The 18,957-nt window shown below is 64.3% G+C and carries 17 protein-coding genes; 5 read left to right on the forward strand and 12 right to left on the reverse strand.

Features of this window, described 5'->3' with window-relative positions; all coding sequences use genetic code 11:
* Window positions 1-166 precede the first annotated feature (166 nt).
* Complete coding sequence (gene choxAB / locus H3H37_RS23735) at window positions 167-1,774, reverse strand: cholesterol oxidase (RefSeq protein ID WP_182167168.1); 1,608 nt, start codon at window positions 1,772-1,774, stop codon at window positions 167-169.
* Window positions 1,758-3,401, reverse strand: a complete 1,644-nt coding sequence (choxAB, locus tag H3H37_RS23740) for a cholesterol oxidase (RefSeq protein ID WP_182167170.1) — start codon at window positions 3,399-3,401, stop codon at window positions 1,758-1,760. Before choxAB (H3H37_RS23740) ends, choxAB (H3H37_RS23735) begins: the two co-directional genes overlap by 17 nt.
* A gap of 346 nt (window positions 3,402-3,747) precedes the next feature.
* Between choxAB (H3H37_RS23740) and H3H37_RS23745 the strand changes: the two genes are divergently transcribed.
* The 5 genes from H3H37_RS23745 (at window position 3,748) to acuI (ending at window position 7,661) form a co-directional block, all read left to right on the forward strand.
* Complete coding sequence (locus H3H37_RS23745) at window positions 3,748-4,707, forward strand: alpha/beta fold hydrolase (protein WP_182167172.1); 960 nt, start codon at window positions 3,748-3,750, stop codon at window positions 4,705-4,707.
* Between the two features lie 76 nt (window positions 4,708-4,783).
* Window positions 4,784-5,629, forward strand: coding sequence for an alpha/beta fold hydrolase (locus H3H37_RS23750; protein ID WP_220456548.1), 846 nt, complete (start codon window positions 4,784-4,786; stop codon window positions 5,627-5,629).
* A gap of 44 nt (window positions 5,630-5,673) precedes the next feature.
* On the forward strand, window positions 5,674-6,072 hold the full coding sequence (locus H3H37_RS23755; RefSeq protein WP_182167174.1) for a helicase: 399 nt from the start codon (window positions 5,674-5,676) through the stop codon (window positions 6,070-6,072).
* 7 nt (window positions 6,073-6,079) lie between these two features.
* Entirely contained in the window at window positions 6,080-6,658 is a 579-nt protein-coding gene (locus H3H37_RS23760) for a TetR/AcrR family transcriptional regulator (RefSeq protein ID WP_182167176.1), read from the forward strand.
* 16 nt (window positions 6,659-6,674) lie between these two features.
* On the forward strand, window positions 6,675-7,661 hold the full coding sequence (gene acuI / locus H3H37_RS23765; RefSeq protein WP_182167178.1) for an acrylyl-CoA reductase (NADPH): 987 nt from the start codon (window positions 6,675-6,677) through the stop codon (window positions 7,659-7,661).
* Window positions 7,662-7,746: 85 nt separating this feature from the next.
* Here the strand turns inward: acuI and H3H37_RS23770 are convergent, their stop codons facing one another.
* The 10 genes from H3H37_RS23770 to H3H37_RS23815 form a co-directional block, all read right to left on the reverse strand.
* Window positions 7,747-8,157 carry a type 2 periplasmic-binding domain-containing protein gene (locus tag H3H37_RS23770; protein WP_182167180.1) on the reverse strand — a complete coding sequence of 137 codons (411 nt, stop codon included), beginning with the start codon at window positions 8,155-8,157 and terminating at the stop codon, window positions 7,747-7,749.
* A gap of 9 nt (window positions 8,158-8,166) precedes the next feature.
* The gene (locus H3H37_RS23775) at window positions 8,167-9,330 is read right to left on the reverse strand and encodes a porin family protein (RefSeq protein WP_182167182.1); all 1,164 of its coding nucleotides are present in this window, start codon (window positions 9,328-9,330) and stop codon (window positions 8,167-8,169) included.
* A 127-nt stretch (window positions 9,331-9,457) separates the two neighbouring features.
* Window positions 9,458-10,462, reverse strand: a complete 1,005-nt coding sequence (locus H3H37_RS23780) for an NADP-dependent oxidoreductase (RefSeq protein ID WP_182167184.1) — start codon at window positions 10,460-10,462, stop codon at window positions 9,458-9,460.
* A 16-nt stretch (window positions 10,463-10,478) separates the two neighbouring features.
* The gene (locus H3H37_RS23785) at window positions 10,479-12,116 is read right to left on the reverse strand and encodes a GMC oxidoreductase (RefSeq protein ID WP_182167186.1); all 1,638 of its coding nucleotides are present in this window, start codon (window positions 12,114-12,116) and stop codon (window positions 10,479-10,481) included.
* Between the two features lie 3 nt (window positions 12,117-12,119).
* Window positions 12,120-12,812 carry an OmpW/AlkL family protein gene (locus tag H3H37_RS23790; RefSeq protein ID WP_182167188.1) on the reverse strand — a complete coding sequence of 231 codons (693 nt, stop codon included), beginning with the start codon at window positions 12,810-12,812 and terminating at the stop codon, window positions 12,120-12,122.
* 53 nt (window positions 12,813-12,865) lie between these two features.
* The gene (locus tag H3H37_RS23795) at window positions 12,866-13,675 is read right to left on the reverse strand and encodes an SDR family oxidoreductase (RefSeq protein WP_182167190.1); all 810 of its coding nucleotides are present in this window, start codon (window positions 13,673-13,675) and stop codon (window positions 12,866-12,868) included.
* Window positions 13,668-15,140, reverse strand: a complete 1,473-nt coding sequence (locus H3H37_RS23800) for a class I adenylate-forming enzyme family protein (protein ID WP_182167192.1) — start codon at window positions 15,138-15,140, stop codon at window positions 13,668-13,670. The genes H3H37_RS23795 and H3H37_RS23800 overlap by 8 nt, the downstream gene beginning before the upstream one ends.
* Before the next feature lie 38 nt (window positions 15,141-15,178).
* Window positions 15,179-16,087 carry an alpha/beta hydrolase gene (locus H3H37_RS23805; RefSeq protein WP_182167210.1) on the reverse strand — a complete coding sequence of 303 codons (909 nt, stop codon included), beginning with the start codon at window positions 16,085-16,087 and terminating at the stop codon, window positions 15,179-15,181.
* 5 nt (window positions 16,088-16,092) lie between these two features.
* The gene (locus H3H37_RS23810) at window positions 16,093-17,067 is read right to left on the reverse strand and encodes an enoyl-CoA hydratase/isomerase family protein (RefSeq protein WP_182167194.1); all 975 of its coding nucleotides are present in this window, start codon (window positions 17,065-17,067) and stop codon (window positions 16,093-16,095) included.
* Between the two features lie 117 nt (window positions 17,068-17,184).
* Complete coding sequence (locus H3H37_RS23815; RefSeq protein WP_182167196.1) at window positions 17,185-17,892, reverse strand: TetR/AcrR family transcriptional regulator; 708 nt, start codon at window positions 17,890-17,892, stop codon at window positions 17,185-17,187.
* Between the last annotated feature and the right edge of the window lie 1,065 nt (window positions 17,893-18,957).

Genomic DNA, 18,957 nt, shown 5'->3' on the forward strand with positions numbered 1-18,957 from the left:
TTGATTACACGACCCGCCCTTGCCAGCGGGCCGAACCGCGACCGCCGCCAACGAGCGGCCTGACAAGCACAACGAAAGTCATGCGCTATACATATAATATAGCATGCGACTATACAAAAGATATAGTTATTTGCCGGGTATGCAAATATGAGACGAACCGGGCGCCTCAAGCCTTGGCGGGGATATGGGACATCGCATGTTCGGCCAGCGCCGCGATGGTCAGACTGGGATTCACGCCCAGGTTGGCGCTGAGCATGGAGCCGTCGCACACCAGCAGGTTGCGGTAGCCGAATACGCGGTGTTGCGCGTCCATCACGCCGCGCGCGGGCGCGTCCGCCATCGCGCACCCGCCCATGCAATGTCCGGTGCCGGGCAGATTGAACAGGATCTCGCCTTGCATGGCGGTGGCGATGCCGCCCAGGGCCTTGGCGCCTTTGGCGACGAAATCGTTGCCTTCGGCGAGGATGGTGGGGATAGGCAGCGGTCCTGCTTCGCTGCACAGCTGCCGGACAAACGGCCAGTACCAGCGGCGTTTGAAGCGCATGTTGATGTGGACATCGACCGCCTGCATCACCAGCAGCAGCACGGTCTGGCGCGCGAAACCGAGCGGATTGTGCACGTCCAGCGCTTGCAGCGGATGGGTCAGCAGCGTCCAGAGCCAGGTGAACACCCGGGTCCAGCCGGCGCGGCCGCCGCATAGCAAGGTCATCAACAGACCGATGGCATCCGACCCCTCGGGGAAACGCGCCGCCTCGATATGGGTGCGTTCGTCCACATAGATCCCCGAACCGACCGTCACACCCGGCGACATGCTCTTGTCATCGCCCGGGAAGCGCACCCCGAGCAGCGATTCGGCATTGGTGCGCACGCGCTGGCCAAGGTCGTCGCTGATGCGTGGCAGCGAGCCGTTCTGCTTGAGCCGGAACAACAGCTCGGTCGTCCCCAGCGACGACGCGGCGAAGACGACGCCGCGACAACGGAAGCGCCGCCGCCGCTTGGCGAACCAGGCGGTCGAACATTCGGTCAACACCTCGTAGCCATCTGCACCGTCCTCTTTGCCGTTGAGCGGCCGCACGTCCACCACCCGGGTTTCCGCGTACACTTGCGCGCCGCGCTTCTCCGCGAAGTAGAGGTAGTTTTTGTCCAGCGTGTTCTTGGCGTTGTGCCGGCATCCGATCAGGCAGCCGCCGCAACCGACGCACGTCCCGCGCTCGGGGCCTTCGCCGCCGAAATAGGGGTCGGCGTAGGTTCTTCCGCCCGCCTCCCCCTCGGGCGCGAAAAAGGTCGCGACGCGCGCCCGGTAGAACGTGCCGCCCACGCCTTGCAACTGCGCCATCCGCTTGAGCCGCAGGTCGGCCTCGCCCAGAATCTTGTTCTCGGTCACGCCCAACATCCGTTCGGCCATGACGTAGTACTGCGGCATGATGCGCTGCCAGTCCTTCAGCCCGGCCCAGGAACCCTGGTCCCAGATGTTGTCCGGCGCCCGCAACAACACGTTGCCGTAGGTGATGGAACCGCCGCCGACGGCGTTGCCGCACATGACCATCACGTGGCGGAACAGACGGATGTTGTAAAAGCCGAACAATTTCAAGCCCGGCCGCCACACCCAGCGCCGCACATTCCAATTCGTCTTGGGAAAATCGGCGGCCGTCCAGCGCCGCCCCATCTCCATCACCCCGACGGTATAGCCCTTCTCGGTCAAGCGGCAGGCGGAGACGCTGCCGCCGAAGCCGGAACCAATAACGATGTAATCGAAATCAAACGGTGCAGGCATCGCGATCCGATCCTTGCTCGTGGCAGTCGGCCTTGGCGGGAATGTACGACATGGCGTGTTCGGTCAGCGCGGTGATCGTCAGGCTAGGATTCACCCCCAGGTTGGCGCTGAGCATGGAACCGTCGCAAATCAGCAGGTTCTGGTACCCGAACACACGATTTTGCGCATCCATGACGCCGCGCTCGGGCGAGTCGGCCATCGCGCAACCGCCCATGCAGTGCGCCGTGGTTGGAATGTTGAACAGGATCTCGGTCAGCAAGGTCATGGGGACGCCGCCGAGCGCCTTGGCACCCTGCGCGATGAACGCATTGGCTTCCGGGATGAAGGTCGGAATCGGCCCGCCACTGGTGCTCAACTGCTTTCCAAACGGCCAATACCAGCGGCGCTTGAGCCGCATGTCGAGAAAGGCATCGACCGTCTGCATCACGACAAACAAGATGGTCTGGCGGGCGAAGCCGGACGGATTGTGCACCCGCAGGGCTTGCAGCGGATGCGTCAACAAGCTCCACAACCAGGTGAGGATGCGGGTCCATCCGGCCCGGCCGCCGCACATCAAGGTCATCATCAGCGCGAGTGAATCGGAGCCCTCCGGATAGCGCACCGCGCCGATGTGTGTGCGCTCGTCGATATACACGCCGGCGCCGCCCGCCACCCCGGGCGACATGCTCTTATCATGTTTTGGGAAGCGCACGCCGACCAGGGATTCGGCATTGGTGCGCACGCGCTTGCCCAGGTCGTCGCTGATGCGCGGCAACGAGCCCTGCTGTTTAAGGCGGAACAGCAACTCCATCGTACCCAGCGACGAGGCGGCGAACACCACGCCACGGCAACGGAAGGTGCGCCGCTGTTTGTTGAACCACACCGTCGAGCGCTCGGTGACGACCTCATAGCCGTCGCTGCCATCGGCCTTGCCGTTGAGCGGCCGCACATCCACCACCTTGGTCTCGGCGAATACCTGCGCACCGCGCTTTTCCGCGAAGTAGAGGTAATTCTTGTCGAGCGTGTTCTTGGCGTTGTGGCGGCACCCGATCATGCAACCACCGCAGCCGATGCAGGTCCCCCGGTCCGGGCCCGCGCCGCCAAAATACGGATCGGCATAGGTCTTACCGCCGGCCTCGCCCTTGGGCGGGAAGAAGGTGGCGACCCGGCCGTGGTGGAAGGTGTTGTGTACCCCCTGCAACCGCGCCATCTTTTCGAGCCGGAAATCGGCCTCGCCCAGCAATGTGTTCTCGGTCACGCCCAGCATTTTTTCCGCGACCGCATAATACTGCGGCATGATGCGCTTCCAGTTCCGCAGGCCAGCCCATGTGCCCTCGTCCCACACTTTCCCGGGAGGGATCAGCAACGCATTGGCGTAGGTGATCGAGCCGCCCCCGACCGCGTTGCCGCTCAGGACCATCACGTGGCGGAATATCCGCATGTTGTAGAAACCAAACATCTTCAGGCCGGGTTTCCACATGTAACGGCGCGCATCCCAGCTGGTTTTGGGGAAGTCTTCGGCCTTCCAGCGCTTGCCCATTTCCATCACGCCGACAGAATAGCCCTTCTCGGTCAGCCGGCAAGCGGACACGCTACCGCCGAAACCGGAGCCGATGATGATGTAGTCGAAATCGAACGCGGTCGTCATTGCGCGCTCCCTGCGCCCGCGCGACGGCCAGCCGGCCCGCCCGCCTGGTCGAAAAATTGATTCATGATGTGTCTCCTCCTTGTGATCTGGTACATGAACAGGCGCTTGCATAGCCGCTTGCTACGCCGGCCCTATTTACTATATCATTGATATAGCACGTAAAGTATATCTTTTGTATATTCACGACGCTGTTGCACTTATCCCATCGGTACGCCTCCGCGAGCGCCAGCGCAACATTCGCGGCTTGAACATATTACAGTCATCATATATGATGACTGTAATATTTTAGTGCGGCGCACGGACGGCCGGTCGGAAACAAGCAAAACTTAACCTGGAGAACCACGTCATGCGTTACGCAAAGCACTTGAAGCAAGCGCTTCTACAAGCAGCCATCCTGGGCGCCACGCTGGCCGTGCCATTGACGGTCATGGCCGGGGACGCGGCACCCGCCGCCGAAGCACCCATCGCAGCACGCACGTGGGCCAACGTTCCAACGCAAATGATCTCCGCTGCCGGCACCCAGTTCGCCTACCGCGAACTGGGCAAGCAAAACGGCGGCACGCCGGTGGTGCTGCTGAACCATCTGGCCGCCGTGCTCGACAATTGGGATCCGCGTGTTGTGGATGGCATCGCGGCAAAACATCACGTCATCGTGTTCGACAACCGCGGCGTCGGCGCTTCCGGCGGCACGACGCCCCGGACAATGGAGGAGATGGCCGACGATGCCATCGCCTTCATCCAAGCCATGGGCTTCGAACAGGTGGACCTGCTGGGCTTCTCGATGGGGGGCATGGTGTCGCAGGAGATCGTCCTGAAGAACCCGGGGCTGGTCCGCAAGCTGATCCTCGCCGGCACCGGGCCGGCGGGTGGCGTAGGCATCGGCACGGTGGCGGGCGTCGCCAACGTGGACATCCTGCGCGGACTGGTCACGTTCCAGGACCCGAAACAGTTCCTGTTCTTCACCCGCAGCCCCGACGGCATCGCCGCCGGGGAGGCGTTTCTTGCCCGTTTGAAGGAACGCGCGCAGGACCGCGACAAGGACATCGCCGTCTCGGCCTACCTGGCGCAACTCGCGGCCCTGAAAGCCTGGGGTGACAAGGCGCCGGCGGACCTGTCGGTGGTGAAGCAGCCGGTTCTGGTGGCGAACGGTGACCAGGACCGCATGGTGCCGACCGTCAACTCGCGGGATTTGGCGCAACGGCTGCCCAATAGCACGCTGGTCATCTATCCCGATGCCGGGCATGGCGGCATCTTCCAATACGCCACCCAATTCGTGCCGGAGGCCCTGGACTTCCTCGCACGCTGAACCATCAACCAGCACCGGGCGTCCCCTACTACGGCGCCAACCACCCGACCACCAACACTAGACAGGCAATAAGATAATGACTGACACCCATAACACCGCCCCCACGCGTTTCGTGAGCATTGCCGGCGACCGCTACGCCTACCGGCGCTGGGGGAAGACGGATTCCCTCCTGCCGCCCATCCTGCTGCTGCAGCACTTCCGCGGCGGCATGGATCACTGGGATCCCTTGCTCACCGACGGCCTCGCCGAGGGGCGTGAAGTCATCCTGTTCAACGGCCGGGGCGTCGCCTCGTCCAGCGGCACGCCGCGCACGCGCATCGAGGACATGGCCGACGACGCCGCCGCCTTCGTGCGCGCGCTCGGCTTGCAGCAGATCGATCTGCTCGGTTTTTCGCTGGGCGGCTTCCAGGCGCTGGACCTGACCTGGCGTCATCCACAGTTGGTGCGCAAGCTCATGCTGCTTGGCACGGGCCCGCGCGGCGGCGACCCGGAAATGGAAACGCGGGTACTGACCACGGCCGTGAACGACGTGCCCACGCTGGAAGACTTCCAGTACCTGTTCTTCGGCCGTTCGCCGGCTGCCCAGCAGGCCGCGCGCGAATTCTGGCAGCGCCGCCATCAGCGCGTCGACCAGGACCCGCCCTCCTCGCCGCAGGTCGCGATCGCGCAGATCGAAGCCAATCTGCACTACCTGCCGCGCGTGGTGGAAGATGACCCGTTCGCCTACCTGCGCACCATCCACCAACCGACCTTCATCCTCAACGGCGTGCACGACGTGATGGTGCCGACCATCAATTCCTTCTACATGGCGCGCAACATGCCCAACGCCCAGCTGTTCATCTATCCGGACGCCGGCCACGGCGCCCAGTTCCAATGCCCGGAGCGGTTCCTGTACCACGCGGTGCGCTTCCTGGCCGAGTAACGGCGACGCCCCCCATTTCCACTTTCCAGCAAAAAGATACCACCATGCTCAAGTTCAAATTCCTGCTGTGGGTTTTCAACCAGCTCCTGCAACGACAGATCAAGAACAACCCCGAGTGCGCGCGCTATGTCCAAGGCAAGACGCTGGTGTTCCAGATCCGCACCGCCTCCGGCGCCGGCCGCTACTATGAGATCCGCGACGGCGCCATCCGTTCCTTCAGCGGCCTCGCCGCGCGTCCCCAGTTCACCTTCACGTTCGCGGACGCGGCGAAGGGCTTCGCCATCCTGTCGGCCAAGGACAGCCAGCCGGCGTTCATCCGGGCCGTGGGCAGCAAGGATCTGGTCGTCAGCGGCGACTTCCGCGAGGTGATGTGGTTCCAGGGTCTGAGCGCCTTCCTGCAGCCTGCCAAGGTGGTCGCGCCGTACGACCGCACCGTGTTCTAAGCGCATCATGAAGCTTTCCGCACGCCGCTCCAAGCAAGCATCGCGCGCGCGCATCGTGGAGGCGGGCGCGCGCGCCATCCGCCGCAGCGGCTATGACGGCGTCGGCATCGCCGCGATCATGAAGCAGGCCGGTCTCACGCATGGCAGCTTCTACACCCACTTCTCCTCGCGCGAGGCGATGCTCGCCGAGCTGGCCGACCACGCCGGCGCCGAGGCGATCGCCCTGTTCACCCGCATCGCCGAGGCGGCGCCGGCCGGGCAATCCACGCAGGCGCTGCTGCACGCCTACCTGTCGCGGCAGCACCTGGAGCATCCGGAGGACGGCTGCCCGATCGCCGCCCTCGGTTCGGAAATGCCGCGCCAGGCGCCGCCGGTGCGCCAAGCCATCACCGGCCGCATCAAGGAGATGATCGATGTCGTGTCGTCCCAGGTCGCAGGCAGGGACGAGCACGGCGGGCGCGAACACGCGCTGGTGATCACCGCCACGATGATCGGGGCGGTCGTGCTGGCCCGCGCGATCGACGACCAGGCGCTGTCGGAAGCGGTGCTGGCGGCCACCCGCGCGCATCTGCTAGCGCATCCATAATCCAAGGAGAACCACCATGACTTTCAAAGCACTGCTCGCCACCAAGGTGGGCGACGCGATCTCCACCGCGCTGGTTGAATTCGACCAGGACCAGCTGATGCCCGGTGACGTCACCGTCGCCGTCGACTATTCGACCGTCAATTACAAGGACGCGCTGGCCATCAGCGGCCGCGCGCCGGTGATACGCCAGTTCCCGCTCATTCCCGGCATCGACTTCGCGGGCGTGGTGGAAGCGTCGTCGCACCCGGACTTCGTGGTCGGCGACCGCGTGGTCGCCAACGGCTGGGGGCTGAGCCAGACCCACCACGGCGGCTACGCGCAAAAGGCGCGCGTCAGCGGGGATTGGCTGGTCAAACTTCCCGCCACCCTTTCCACCCGCGATGCCATGGCCATCGGCACCGCCGGCTACACCGCCATGCTGTCGGTGCTCGCGCTCGAACACGCGGGCGTCACGCCCGATATGGGCGATGTGCTCGTCACCGGCGCCGGCGGCGGCGCCGGCTCGATCGCTATCGCCCTGCTGTCCCAACTCGGCTACCGCGTGGTGGCCTCGACCGGCCGACTGGCGGAGACGCCCTACCTGCGCGAGCTCGGCGCGGCCGAGGTCATCGACCGCGCGACGTTGTCCGAACCGGGCGCCGCATTGGGCAAGGAACGCTGGGCCGGTGCGATCGACTCGGTGGGCAGCCACACGCTGGCCAACGTGCTGGCGCAGATCCGCTACCGCGGCGCGGTGGCCGCCTTCGGTCTGGCGCAGGGCGCGGACCTGCCAGGCTCGGTGCTGCCCTTCATCCTGCGCAACGTGACGCTGGCCGGCATCGATTCGGTCAACGCGCCGCAGGAGTTGCGGCGGCGAGCGTGGACGCGCCTGGCCACCGACCTGGCTCCGGAAAAACTGGCGCGCGCCACCCGGACGGTAGGCCTGGCGGACGTGCCCGGCCTCGCCGTGCCCGTGCTCGAGGGCCGTGTGCGCGGCCGCACGGTGGTGGACGTGAACGCGTAAGCGATGGCATGCCGGCCTCGGGCGCCGGGCTATCGATCAGCCGGCCCGGGTACACCAGGGCGCCGTGGCCGGCGCCCCCTGATCCTTACTGCACCGTGAGGATCACCTTGACGGTGTCGTCGACCTGGGCTTTTTCGATGTAGCCAATGGCGTTGACATCCGACGCGACCGCCTTCTTCACGTCGGCACTGGACGCGAGCTCCCTTGGCGCGATGGCCTTGCCGGTAAACACCAGCTTGGACCAGATCGTCTTCACTTGCGATGTATCCTTGTCCAGCACTTTCCTGTAGAACTCGCTGCGCAACGGTCCGTCGGTGTGCTCGATCGGCGTAAACATGGCGGATTTCCCAAGGAAGAACTGGCCCGCCTGCTCGCTGAACATCCGGGTGGCCGGGTTCTTGGGATTGACGATGACCACGATCTCGGTGGCGAAGACCGGCACTGTGGCCAGCCCAATTACTGTTGCCAATAGCAACTTTCCAATCGGCGTATTCATGCGCTCTCCTTAGAAGACGAAGTCAATGGCCGCCGCATATACGGTGACGGGGCCGCTGAATCCAGGTTTGGTATTGAGGAAGTAGCCCACCCCGTCACGCGGCTTGACGCGGTCCACCTGCAACTTGAAGGCAGCCGACTTGTAGAAATCCCAGCGCACCCCGACCGAATCGGTCGACTGCAACGGTGACTTGACCGCACCGTTGACTACCGCGCTCAGTGGCGCCAACGGGCCGTTGGTGGGCAACGCCGCGACCGCGCGCGGGCTATCCTGCTTCACATTGCCATGGACGTAGAACGGCACCCACTTTCCCCATCGATAGCCCAGCATGACGTACCAGGCGCTGGTGTCCGGCGCCAGCGCCGTGTCGACCTTGCGCTTGCCATACTCCGCCTGGGCCAGAACATCGTGATAGTCCATCGTGAAACCGGCCGAGGCGAATGTGCCGCGGTTATCGATAGGATTGAGCTGGTCCGCCACTGCGCCGAACCCCACCTGCCTGAGCGCGTCCAGCATGGCGGTGATGTCGGCGCTATGCAGGCTGATCCGCGCGCGCGAATAGGCGACCCGGTAGGTGAACGGACCTTGTTCCAGTTGCAGTTGAGCGGCCATGACGTTGGCGTTGGCGGAGGTCGGCCCGGCCGTCGTGTTCCTGGCCGAACCATACGCAAATTGCGCCGTGGCCGTGGTTTCACCGAAACTGTGTTGATACAGCAGGTCGCCGCCGTCGGCATAATCGAGCGGCACCTGCCGGTACATCTCGGTCGGCGGACGCAGCATGGTGCTGGCGTAGCCGATGTTGACCGAGTCGGACAACATGTAGATCGGCATGCCGATACGGCCCAGGCGCGCGGAGACATCGTCATTGATCTTATATTTGACGAACGCCCAGTTCAAATCCGCGCCGTACTGATCCCGCTCGCCCGATTTACGCGCCAGTCCTTGCGCGGTGAATGACCAGGCATCGCTGAATCTGGCGTTGGCCTGGATGCCGAAGTTCGAGTCCACGCCGGTACGGGCATCCTTGCCGGCCCCGGAGGCCTGGTCGACACGACTGAACTCACCGCCATCGGTATTCGTCCTGGTCAAGGCGGCGGTGCCGAATCCGCTGACCGTGACGTGCGGCGCGTCTTGCGCCTGGGCGCGGCAGGCAAAGGCGGCCATGACTGCCATGGTCGATAATCGAAGTGCTTTTCTTTTCACTATGGTCTCTCTGGTGGTAAAAAATCTCTGGATATGACGATCATCATATTTTAAAGCTAAGCCTGATGCTCGGGCGAACCGATGTGCTCAACCCACGCTAAGCAGGCATCTTGAGCACGACCTTGCCTTTTGCGCGGCCCGTGTCGACATAATCGAGCGCCGCCAAGGTCGATGCGAATGGAAAGACCCGGTCCACCACAGGACGGATGGCGCCGGCATCGATCAGTTCGGCGATGCGGCGCAATTGCCCGCCATCGGCGCGCATGAACAAGAACGCGTAGCCGACTTGATGGCGCCTGGCCAGCGCCCGTATGCGGTAGCTGAGCATGCCCATGGCCGCCCTGACGAACCACGGCGCGCCGCTGGCCGTGGCGAAGGCCGGATCGGGCGGCCCGGAGATCGAAATCAGCCTGCCGCCCGGCTTTAGCACGCGCACCGATTTCATCAGCGTGTCGCCCCCGTGCGTATCGAGCACGACGTCGTAATCGTGCAGCACGGTCGCGAAATCCGTTTGTTTGTAATCGATGACGACGTCCGCACCCAATCCTTTAACCAGGTCGCGGTTGGCGGCGCTGGCGGTGGTGGCGACGTACGCGCCCAAATGCTTCGCCAGCTGGATGGCAAAGGTGCCGACACCGCCGGAGCCGGCGTGGATCAACACCTTCTGCCCCTGCTGCAAGCCCGCCTTCTCGACCAGGGCCTGCCATCCCGTCAGGCCCACCAGCGGTATCGATGCGGCTTGTTCCATCGTGAGCGTGCGGGGTTTGAGCGCCAGCGCATCCTCGTGCACCGCGATCAATTCGGCGAACGTGCCGATGCGCTCCTGCCTGGGCCGTGCGTACACCTCATCGCCAACCTTGAACTGCCGTACGCGCGCGCCGACCCGCTGCACCACGCCCGCCATATCATTGCCGAGGATCAGCGGCAAGCGGTAAGGCAACACCAACTTCAGCGCGCCACTGCGTATCTTCAGGTCCAGCGGATTGATGCTGGCGGCGTGGATACGGACCAGCACGTCCTCGGCCCCCAGTTCCGGCTCCGGCATCTCGCCGGCGTGCACCACGTCGCTGCGGCCATAGCGGTCCATGACAAATGCCTTCATGTTTGCTCTCCCCTGTCTAGTGCGCGGATTCGGATGTGCTGGTTCGCTGCGCAGTGCGGCCTAGTGTACGCTCCGGGATGTGGGCCATGGCGTACTCGGCCAGCGCGGTGATCGTCAGCGCCGGATTGACGCCCGGATTGGCCGGCATCGCCGCGCCGTCGCAGACCAGCATGTTCTGGTATCCGAATACCCGCAACTGCCGGTCGATCACGCCGCTCGCCGCGTCGGCGCCGACCACCGCGCCCCCCAGCACGTGGGCCGTGGTGGGAATGTCGGCCAGCGCCTCCAGCACATTGCTCTGGGCGATGCCGCCTGTGCGGCGCGCCAGCCACTGGGCGGCCTGGTTCGCCACCTCGATGTAGGTCGGGTTGGGCTTGGCGCGGTCCTGCTCGGTGACCAGCCGGTAGCCGCGCCCCAACCAGCGCTTGCGGGGACGCAGCGCAATCGCGTTGTCCAGGGTCTGCATCACCAGCAGCGTCACCATGTGCCGGCTCCAACCCACCGGCCAGACCGTCTTCAGCCATTGCAACGGATGGCGCGCGATCGCGGCCAGCCACTTCAACGGCCGGGTCAAGCGGCTGCCATCGCCGACCAGCACGGTGTACATCAGGCCCATGGCATCGGCCCGGCGTCCATAGGTGAGGAACTCGATGTGGGTATTCTGATCCACATGCACGCTGCTGCTTGCGGTGACGTCGTTCCAGGTCTTCAGATCCTGCGGCAACCGCACATTCAGCACCGACTCGCTGTTGGTGCGCACCAGCTCGCCGAGACGATCGCTGATGCGTGGCAGCGCGCCGCCCTGCTTGCAATTGGCCAGCAATTCGTTGGTGCCCAGCGCCCCTGCCGCGAACACGACACCGCGCGCGGTGTGGGTGCGGCGCGCGCGCGCGAACCAGGCGCCGGGGCGTTCGGTGGTGACCAGATAGCCGTCACTGCCGTCGGCCGCACCCAGCGGCCGGATATCGACCACCTCGCGCTCCGCCAGTATCTGCACCCCCCGTTTCTCCGCGAACCACAGGTAGTTCTTCACCAGCGAATTGGCGGCGCCGACACGGCAACCGACCATGCAGGCGCCGCAGCGGGTGCAGCCGGTACGGTCGGGCCCCTCCCCGCCAAAGTACGGGTCCTTGACCGTCTTGCCCGGCTCCCCGAAGAACACGGCGGTGGGGGAGCGCGCGAAGCCGTCGGGATGACCGAAATGCCGCGCCATTTCCCGCGCCAGTTGCTGATTGGTCGAGTCGAACGGGATGGTCGTGGCGCCCAGCATGCGCTCGGCCGTGTCATAGTGCCCCGCCAACTCCCGCTCCCAGTCGCCCAGCCGGCGCCATTGCGGATTGACGAAAAACTCCGGACGGGCCCGGTAGAGCACCCCGCCGTAGACCCTGCTGCCACCACCCACGCCGGATTGGCTCGGGAAGAACACATGACGGAACACCTTCATGCGCATGACGCCATGCAGCCCGATGGCGGGGGCCCAGAGGAATTTGCGCAACTGCCAGGTCGACTCCGGCAGATCCTGATCGCGGAAACGACGGCCGCGCTCGAACACGCCGACGCGGTAGCCCTTCTCCGCCAGCCGCAGCGCCGACACGCTGCCGCCGAAGCCCGAGCCGATGACCAGCCAGTCGAAGTCAAATGGAGGCGTCGTCATGGCTCAGAAGCGGTAGCCGATGGTGGCCCCGAAGATGCGCGGCGCATCCTTCAGGTCAACGTGCCGGCTGATGGTGCCGAAGCCCGGCGTCTGGGTATCCACGGTCGCCGTCGTTTTCAGGTGAAACGAGGAAAACTCGACGTTGATACACCATTGTTTGTCGAGTGGGTACTCAAGCCCCACCCTGCCGTAAGCTCCCCACGAACTCTTCAGGTCGATCGAACTGCCGGCGCCTTGCACTGCGGCGTTATAGCCGGGACTGCTCTCCTGCTCGGTGAAAAAGGTATAAGTCACCCCACCGGCCACATAGGGCCGGACGACGGAAAAGCCGGGGATGGTGTAGCGCACCATGGCGGTTGGAAACCAGATGCGCGCCTTCGCCACGGTGCCGACCGGGGCGGCCACGCCGGCGCCCACCGCGGTCAAGGTCGGCGGGATGCCGGCCTGGAGTTGCGCGGCCCAGTTGTCGCCCAGGCGCCGCTCATAGCTGATCGCGAACACGTCCAGGTCCTTGGCGTCGATCTTCAAACCTGGCGGCGTGGTGCCCGGTGGCCCGGTCAGATCGCCCGATTGAAGATTGAAGCGGACTTTGGCGTAGCCGATCCGGACCGCGTTGTTCTCTGGTTCGTCGGCATGGGCGGCGCCGCAAATCGCCAGCGCCACCGCTGCGGCGGCGAGGAATCTCTTGTCTTGCATGGTTTGTCTCCTGGGGATGGGTAGAAATTGTTTTTATGTGAATGATCAAAACGTCAGTGCGCCAATCTCCGCACCACCAGGCGCGTCAGCGCGGCCGGCGCGATGCGCGTCGCGAACGACAACAATCCCGCTTGCAGTCCGACGTTCCAGTGGGTCTGGTGGATCAGGCGGCGCGTGGTGGCGCAGCGCCACACCGTGGCGGCCACGTCGGCCGGCGTCAACCGGATGCCGAGCGATTTGGCGCTGGCGATGCGCTCGAAACCGGTGGCCATCCCGGTCCGCACGAAGCTGGGCCAGATGTCGCTGACGCGGATGCCGAACCGGCTCCATTCCAGGTCCAATCCCTCGGTGAAGCCACGCACGGCGAACTTGGTTGCCGAGTAGGTCACCAGGTCAGGTTGGCCATAGATCGCCGTGGCCGAGGCCATGTTGATCACACGCGCGCCCGGCGTCTGTGCCAGATACGGATAGGCGCTGTGGCAACCGATCACGATGCTGGCCACGTTCACGTCCAGCATGGCGCGGTGCCGGGCCAGCGGCACGGTCTCGAACGGTCCCGCCGTCAATATCCCAGCGTTGTTGAGCAATACGTCGAACCGCGCACCGCTATGCGCCCAAAAATGCGCCAGCGCCCGGTCCCACGCAGCCGGGTCGCCGACGTTGAGGTGGCCGCAGCAGGCGTTCCCCTCCCCCAGCGCGGCGGCGAGGTCGGCCACGCCTTCCACGTTCACATCGTACAAACCGACGAACCAGCCACGACTGGCGAACAACTCGGCGCAGGCCCGTCCTATCCCTGACGCCGCACCAGTCACGAAGATCGCCGGCCGCTGGCCGACACCGGCCAATTGCGCCACCTTATCCATGCTCCTGCCTCCACAAGGCGCGCAGCTTGAGTTTATCGACCTTACCGACCGCGTTCTTCGGCAGGCGGCCGACGATGTGGATGGCGGCCGGCCGCTTGTAGCGCGTCAACCGCGCGGCGCAATGGTCGTTCAAGGCTTCCAGCGTGCAGTCTTGTCCGGCGCGGCAGGCCACGTAGGCGACCACAATTTCGCCCAGCGTCGGATGCGGCGCGCCGATGACCGCCGCCTCCAACACGGCGGGGAACGCGGCGAGCGCATCCTCGATCTCCTTCGGATAGATGTTCTCTCCGCCACGGATGATCATTTCCTTCAGCCGGCCCACGATGGACAGGTAGCCGTCGGCATCGATACACCCCAGGTCACCCGTCCGCAGCCAGCCGTCGACGATGGTCTTGGCGGTCTCCTCCGGCTTGCCCAGATAGCCGCGCATGACGTTCGGTCCCTGCACCACCACCTCACCGGTCTCGCCGGCCGGCAGCAGGCGGCCGGCCGCATCGGCGATCGCGACGCGCTGGCCGGGGAATGGCAAGCCCACCGTTCCGGCCTTGCGCTTGCCGTCCAGCGGGTTGATGGTCGATGCGCAAGTGCCCTCCGACAAGCCATAGCCCTCCACCACGGGAAAGCCATAGCGCGCCTCGAAGTGGGTCAGCAATTCAGCCGCCGCCGGCGCCGCGCCGCAGATACCGTAGCGCAGGCTGGAGGTGTCCGGTTTCACGTGTTCCGGCAACGCCTCGAGCAAGGCGTAGATGGTCGGCACCGCCGAAAAATAGGTCGGCCGCAGTCGCTCGACGTCGGCGAAGAAGGTCTCGATGTCGAACCGGGCCCGGATGGTGACCCGGCTGCCGGCCGACAGCGGCGTCAGGATGCTGGCCACGATGCCGTTGACGTGGAACAGCGGCAGCACCAGCAGGCAATGATCGCTCGCCGTGATCCGCATGGCGTCGCGCGACATCTGCGCCATCGCCTCGAGGTTGGCGTGGTCCAGCATCACGCCCTTGGGCAGGCCGGTCGTGCCGCTGGTGTAGATCAGCAGCGCCAGGGCGGCCGTGTCCTCGACCGGCGGCACCGCGTGGTGCGCCCCGAACTGCACCTCGCCGTGCAGCGCGGTTGCCGGTATCGTTTGCACGTGCTCCAGCACTTTGGCGCCACCGCCATTGACCAACAGCCTGGCACCGGAATCGGTCATCTGATGGATGGCCTCCTGGGCCGTCAGGTTGGGATTGATCGGTGTCACGGCAGCGCCCAGCCGCCACGCGGCGAACATCGCCACGACGAATTCGACCTGGTTGGGCAACATGATGGCCACCACGTCCCCCTTGCGGATGCCGAGTTCGTCGAACAGCCCGGCGGCCACCAGCACCCTGGAATAAAACTCGCCATTGGACAGGCTGGCCGTCGCGTCGGCCACACAATGGGCTTGCGGCGCCTGCGCCGCGCGCAGGTCTGGAAGTTTGGAAAATCGCATGATTACACTCTCAAAAAGACGTTGTCGCGGCGCGCCGCTCAGCGCGCCAACAAATGCCGCGCCAGGAACTCGGTCTGATCCGTCACCGCGCGCTCGAAGTGTTCGCCAAGATAGAAATCGAAGTGGCCGCAGTCGTACAGCTTGATCTCGCCGCGCGGCGCCCGTTGGGCCATGGCGATGGTGCGTTCGGGCGGCGTGACCGTATCGGTCCGGCTGACGCAGAACAGGATCGGCGGTTTGACCTTGGCGGCCCTCCGTCCCGGACGGTAGCTGACGATCTCGGGGATCACCCGGGCGGCGACCCGGTTGACAAAGGCCATCCCCTTGGGCATCAACGCCAGATAACCGGGCAAGGCGTCATGGGCGTTCATCAAGGCCGGCTGGCCGGGCAGCGCCGCGATCGGCACCATCACCGGCGGTTTGCCGAACCAGCGCGCTAGAAAATCGCGCATGACCACCGGCGTGATCTGCAGCGTTGCCTTCAGCCCCAGCGCGGTGGCCGATTCGAATCCATCCGTGAACGGGCACTGGCTGATGGCCGCCTTCAGCTCAGGATGCCGGCTGGCCACCTGGATCGCGTGGCCGCCACCGAAGGAGCTGCCCCAGATCGCCACCCGACTGCCATCGAGTTCGGGCCGGTCCTTGACGAAATCAAGCGCCGCATCCCAGTCAGCCAGCTGACGGCTCACCGACATCAACTGGCGCGGCACGCCACCACTGTCGCCAAAATAACGGTAGGTGAAAGCCAGCGTCGCGATGCCGGCCGCGGCGAAGCGCTCCGAATAGGCGTCCAGGCGCATTTCGCGCACGGCGCCCAGCCCGTGTCCCAGCACGACCACCGGCGGCCGCTCAACACCAACCGGCAGATACAGCCATGCCGAACAATAGGCTTCTCCGGATTGGAAACGAATACTGCTACGGGTGAATTGATGAGGAGTCTGTGCCATGGGATTCACTTGACGGTTTGACTGCCGGTGAAGGGAAAATGCCCAAGCTCCAACGCCTGCGCGAAGATGGCGGGATCGTACAGGGGCAAGTCGCCCTCGCGCTCGGTGCGCGCCATGTATTCGATCATCAGCGACTGCGAACTTGCCCCCGACAGCGCCGACATGAATTCGGTGCGCTCCACATGCAAGCCATCCTCCAGCGACATCGAGCCGCCAACGTAGACCGCACGCTTGATGGCGCGGATGGCCTCGCGGGGGCGCGCGCCCAAGTACTGTGCCAGCGCCAGCGCGCGCTCGATCAGCGCATCGGGCGCCACGACCTCGTCGACCAGGCCGATCTCCAGTGCCCGCGCCGGCGATGCCGGACGTCCTTCGAGCATCATCATCAGCGCGCGATGGGCGCCGACCAGGCGCGTCAAGCGCTGCGTGCCGCCACCGCCTGGCGGAATGCCCAGCAATACCTCGGGTTGGCCGATGAAGAAGTCGCCATCGGCCATCAAGCGCACGTCGCAGGCTTGCGCCAGTTCGCTGCCGAGTCCCAGCGCCGAGCCATTCAGCGCGCCGATGAATACGACGCCGCAGCGGTTCATGCGCATGAAGGTGTCGTGGAGCTTGTCGAGCTGCATGGCGCCTCCCAGCGGCGTGTAGGCCGCCATGGGCGCCACCAGCGGCATGCGCCGCACCGTGGCCGCGCTGTGCGCAACGGCAGACGTCATGCCACGTGCGATGGAAGGAATGGTGGTGCCGCCCTCCTGCAACCACGGCACGTCCGCATGGCCGATGAAGCGGCCGGGATGCGTCCCGGTTAGGACCACCGCCTTGACCTGGTGATCGGACTCCAGTTCGTCAACCAGGTCAGCCAGCGCCTCGGCCATCTCCAGTCCCATCACCCCTTGCGGTCCACCATCCAGACGCACCATCAAGACCGCACCATGGTTGTCCACCTCCAGCCCCCCGGGGCGGATCCTCGTGTTTTTCATGCCCTGTCTCCTTGAATGAATCAACTTCTACCGATTAATAACAGTGTTATGGCAAACAATAACACTGTTATTTGCAGATTTCAAGATTGAATTCACGCGGTGCGGACCGTCGCTCGACTATTTGTTGCGAAGCTGGACGATTTTGTTATTTTGCGCCGAAGACCAGAGCGCCCCGGCGGCGGCGCCCGAAGCTTCGGCCTTGTCACGCTTGGCGCCCATGCCGACCACCAGGTTGACGCACATGGGCACCAGCACCTCGACAACGGGGTTGGCCATATGGGCGAAGTGCCCGCCAAGGTCGAGCATGATGAAGCCGTGCAGCGCGCTCCACAACTGCAGCGCCATGAGATCGGGATCGACATTGCGGACGCACTTAGCAGTCACCAGCCGCGCGCACCCCTGCAGCAGAAAGGTGTAGGCCGCGCGGAACGATGGCGATTGTCCACTCAATATGGGTTCGGCGTCGCCGCGGGAAGGACTGTAGCGGCCATGGATCGACAGGCCGAACATCAGGTCATAGAGATGCGGGTTGCGCCGCGCGAAGTCATGGCAGGCCAGCGCCATCGCGCACAGGTCGGCCATCGGATCGTCGGTCAGCGCCAGCCGGCCGAAGACGGACGCTTGCTGCCGGAAGCCGTCGTCGGCCACCGCTTGCAACAGCTCCGGCACACCGCCGAAATACGTGTACACCCCCATGGTGGAAAGTTGCGCTTCTGTCGCCACCGAGCGCGCCTTCACTTCAGATGGTCCGCTCCGTGCCAGCAAACGGATAGCAGCTTCAACAAGGCGCGTGCGCGGGTCCTGCAGGGAGAGATCAACGGTCATCTGAATTGAGAGTGGAGCTATAACAACGTTATCATAACATGCCCCCTTGCCCGCTTCGAGACGCGCGTTGTGGCGTGAAATACCGCACCATCAACGCTCTCTGATGTTCTCTTTAAGTCAATGACTTAAAGCTATCTCATCACTCCTACTCGATTATCAATTGGCGCTCCAGGCACTTGATTTCGTTGATGCTATTCGAACATGCCACGGGCAATGCCATCAGAAAGACCATCAACTCGTACATCGACGCCCGATGCCCGGTGGGTCAGGCAGACAATCAGAACCGATGGGGGCGGACTTGGGGACCACTCTTGTGCGGCGGGTCGCCAGTCATTTCATTGCCCAAACGAGCCGGTGATACCTGATGCACCGGTATAACTGGATACGGCCACATCAGTTCAATCAGGGATTGGCACCGGCCGTCACCGAAGAAAAACTTAACGTAGTGTCCGGGATGGGTTGACCACTACAAAGGCGGCGGACCTTGTGGCATTGGTCGAATATTGCATGCGCCCCGCAAGGCAATGTTAATCCTTGAAGAGCTGCGAAAAAATCTGGGCGAAAAATTTTTGAGGGAATGACCGATCTAGTGCTATGGGGCGGGCTGGTGCCTTTGGCCTTCCGCTGTGGGGTGGGGGGCGTCCGGCCGTGCCAGCGGGCCTGCAGCGCGGCCATTCCTGCCGCCGGGCCGGTGTGCTGGGCGGGCAGCAGCCACTTGGCGCTGTGCTTCCGGCCAGAGCGGGCCACGGTACCATCCAATTGATGGCCCAGTTAGCAGCGTGTGCTACGCGGCTGCTGCGGAACGTATGCGTTGACAGGCGGCCTCCGCCCCTAATCGGACCTTCGTGTTAAGTTGAAACCGCCGGTGTTTTTTATATCTACGCCAAAAGACATATAAAACTAGACCGCCGAAGAATCCGTGAATGCCAAAACCTAGTTGTTCGTTTGCTCGCAGAATTGACCCACTCCGATTGACCCACCTTCCACTGCCTGGCAAACGCTGCCACACGGTCGTATGACCCCTCATAGCCCAGCTCCTTAAGTTCCAAGTGGAGCTGCTTCAAA

The sequence above is a fragment of the Rugamonas brunnea genome (assembly GCF_014042345.1).
GTDB classification, from domain to species: Bacteria; Pseudomonadota; Gammaproteobacteria; order Burkholderiales; family Burkholderiaceae_D; genus Rugamonas; species Rugamonas brunnea.

Excerpts from the sequence above, each read along its gene's own strand:
- choxAB (WP_182167168.1), bottom strand. The coding sequence starts at position 1,774 with ATGCCTGCACCGTTTGATTTCGATTACATCGTTATTGGTTCCGGCTTC.
- choxAB (WP_182167170.1), bottom strand. The coding sequence starts at position 3,401 with ATGACGACCGCGTTCGATTTCGACTACATCATCATCGGCTCCGGTTTC.
- H3H37_RS23745 (WP_182167172.1), top strand. The coding sequence starts at position 3,748 with ATGCGTTACGCAAAGCACTTGAAGCAAGCGCTTCTACAAGCAGCCATC.
- H3H37_RS23750 (WP_220456548.1), top strand. The coding sequence starts at position 4,784 with ATGACTGACACCCATAACACCGCCCCCACGCGTTTCGTGAGCATTGCC.
- H3H37_RS23755 (WP_182167174.1), top strand. The coding sequence starts at position 5,674 with ATGCTCAAGTTCAAATTCCTGCTGTGGGTTTTCAACCAGCTCCTGCAA.
- H3H37_RS23760 (WP_182167176.1), top strand. The coding sequence starts at position 6,080 with ATGAAGCTTTCCGCACGCCGCTCCAAGCAAGCATCGCGCGCGCGCATC.
- acuI (WP_182167178.1), top strand. The coding sequence starts at position 6,675 with ATGACTTTCAAAGCACTGCTCGCCACCAAGGTGGGCGACGCGATCTCC.
- H3H37_RS23770 (WP_182167180.1), bottom strand. The coding sequence starts at position 8,157 with ATGAATACGCCGATTGGAAAGTTGCTATTGGCAACAGTAATTGGGCTG.
- H3H37_RS23775 (WP_182167182.1), bottom strand. The coding sequence starts at position 9,330 with ATGGCAGTCATGGCCGCCTTTGCCTGCCGCGCCCAGGCGCAAGACGCG.
- H3H37_RS23780 (WP_182167184.1), bottom strand. The coding sequence starts at position 10,462 with ATGAAGGCATTTGTCATGGACCGCTATGGCCGCAGCGACGTGGTGCAC.
- H3H37_RS23785 (WP_182167186.1), bottom strand. The coding sequence starts at position 12,116 with ATGACGACGCCTCCATTTGACTTCGACTGGCTGGTCATCGGCTCGGGC.
- H3H37_RS23790 (WP_182167188.1), bottom strand. The coding sequence starts at position 12,812 with ATGCAAGACAAGAGATTCCTCGCCGCCGCAGCGGTGGCGCTGGCGATT.
- H3H37_RS23795 (WP_182167190.1), bottom strand. The coding sequence starts at position 13,675 with ATGGATAAGGTGGCGCAATTGGCCGGTGTCGGCCAGCGGCCGGCGATC.
- H3H37_RS23800 (WP_182167192.1), bottom strand. The coding sequence starts at position 15,140 with ATGCGATTTTCCAAACTTCCAGACCTGCGCGCGGCGCAGGCGCCGCAA.
- H3H37_RS23805 (WP_182167210.1), bottom strand. The coding sequence starts at position 16,087 with ATGGCACAGACTCCTCATCAATTCACCCGTAGCAGTATTCGTTTCCAA.
- H3H37_RS23810 (WP_182167194.1), bottom strand. The coding sequence starts at position 17,067 with ATGAAAAACACGAGGATCCGCCCCGGGGGGCTGGAGGTGGACAACCAT.
- H3H37_RS23815 (WP_182167196.1), bottom strand. The coding sequence starts at position 17,892 with ATGACCGTTGATCTCTCCCTGCAGGACCCGCGCACGCGCCTTGTTGAA.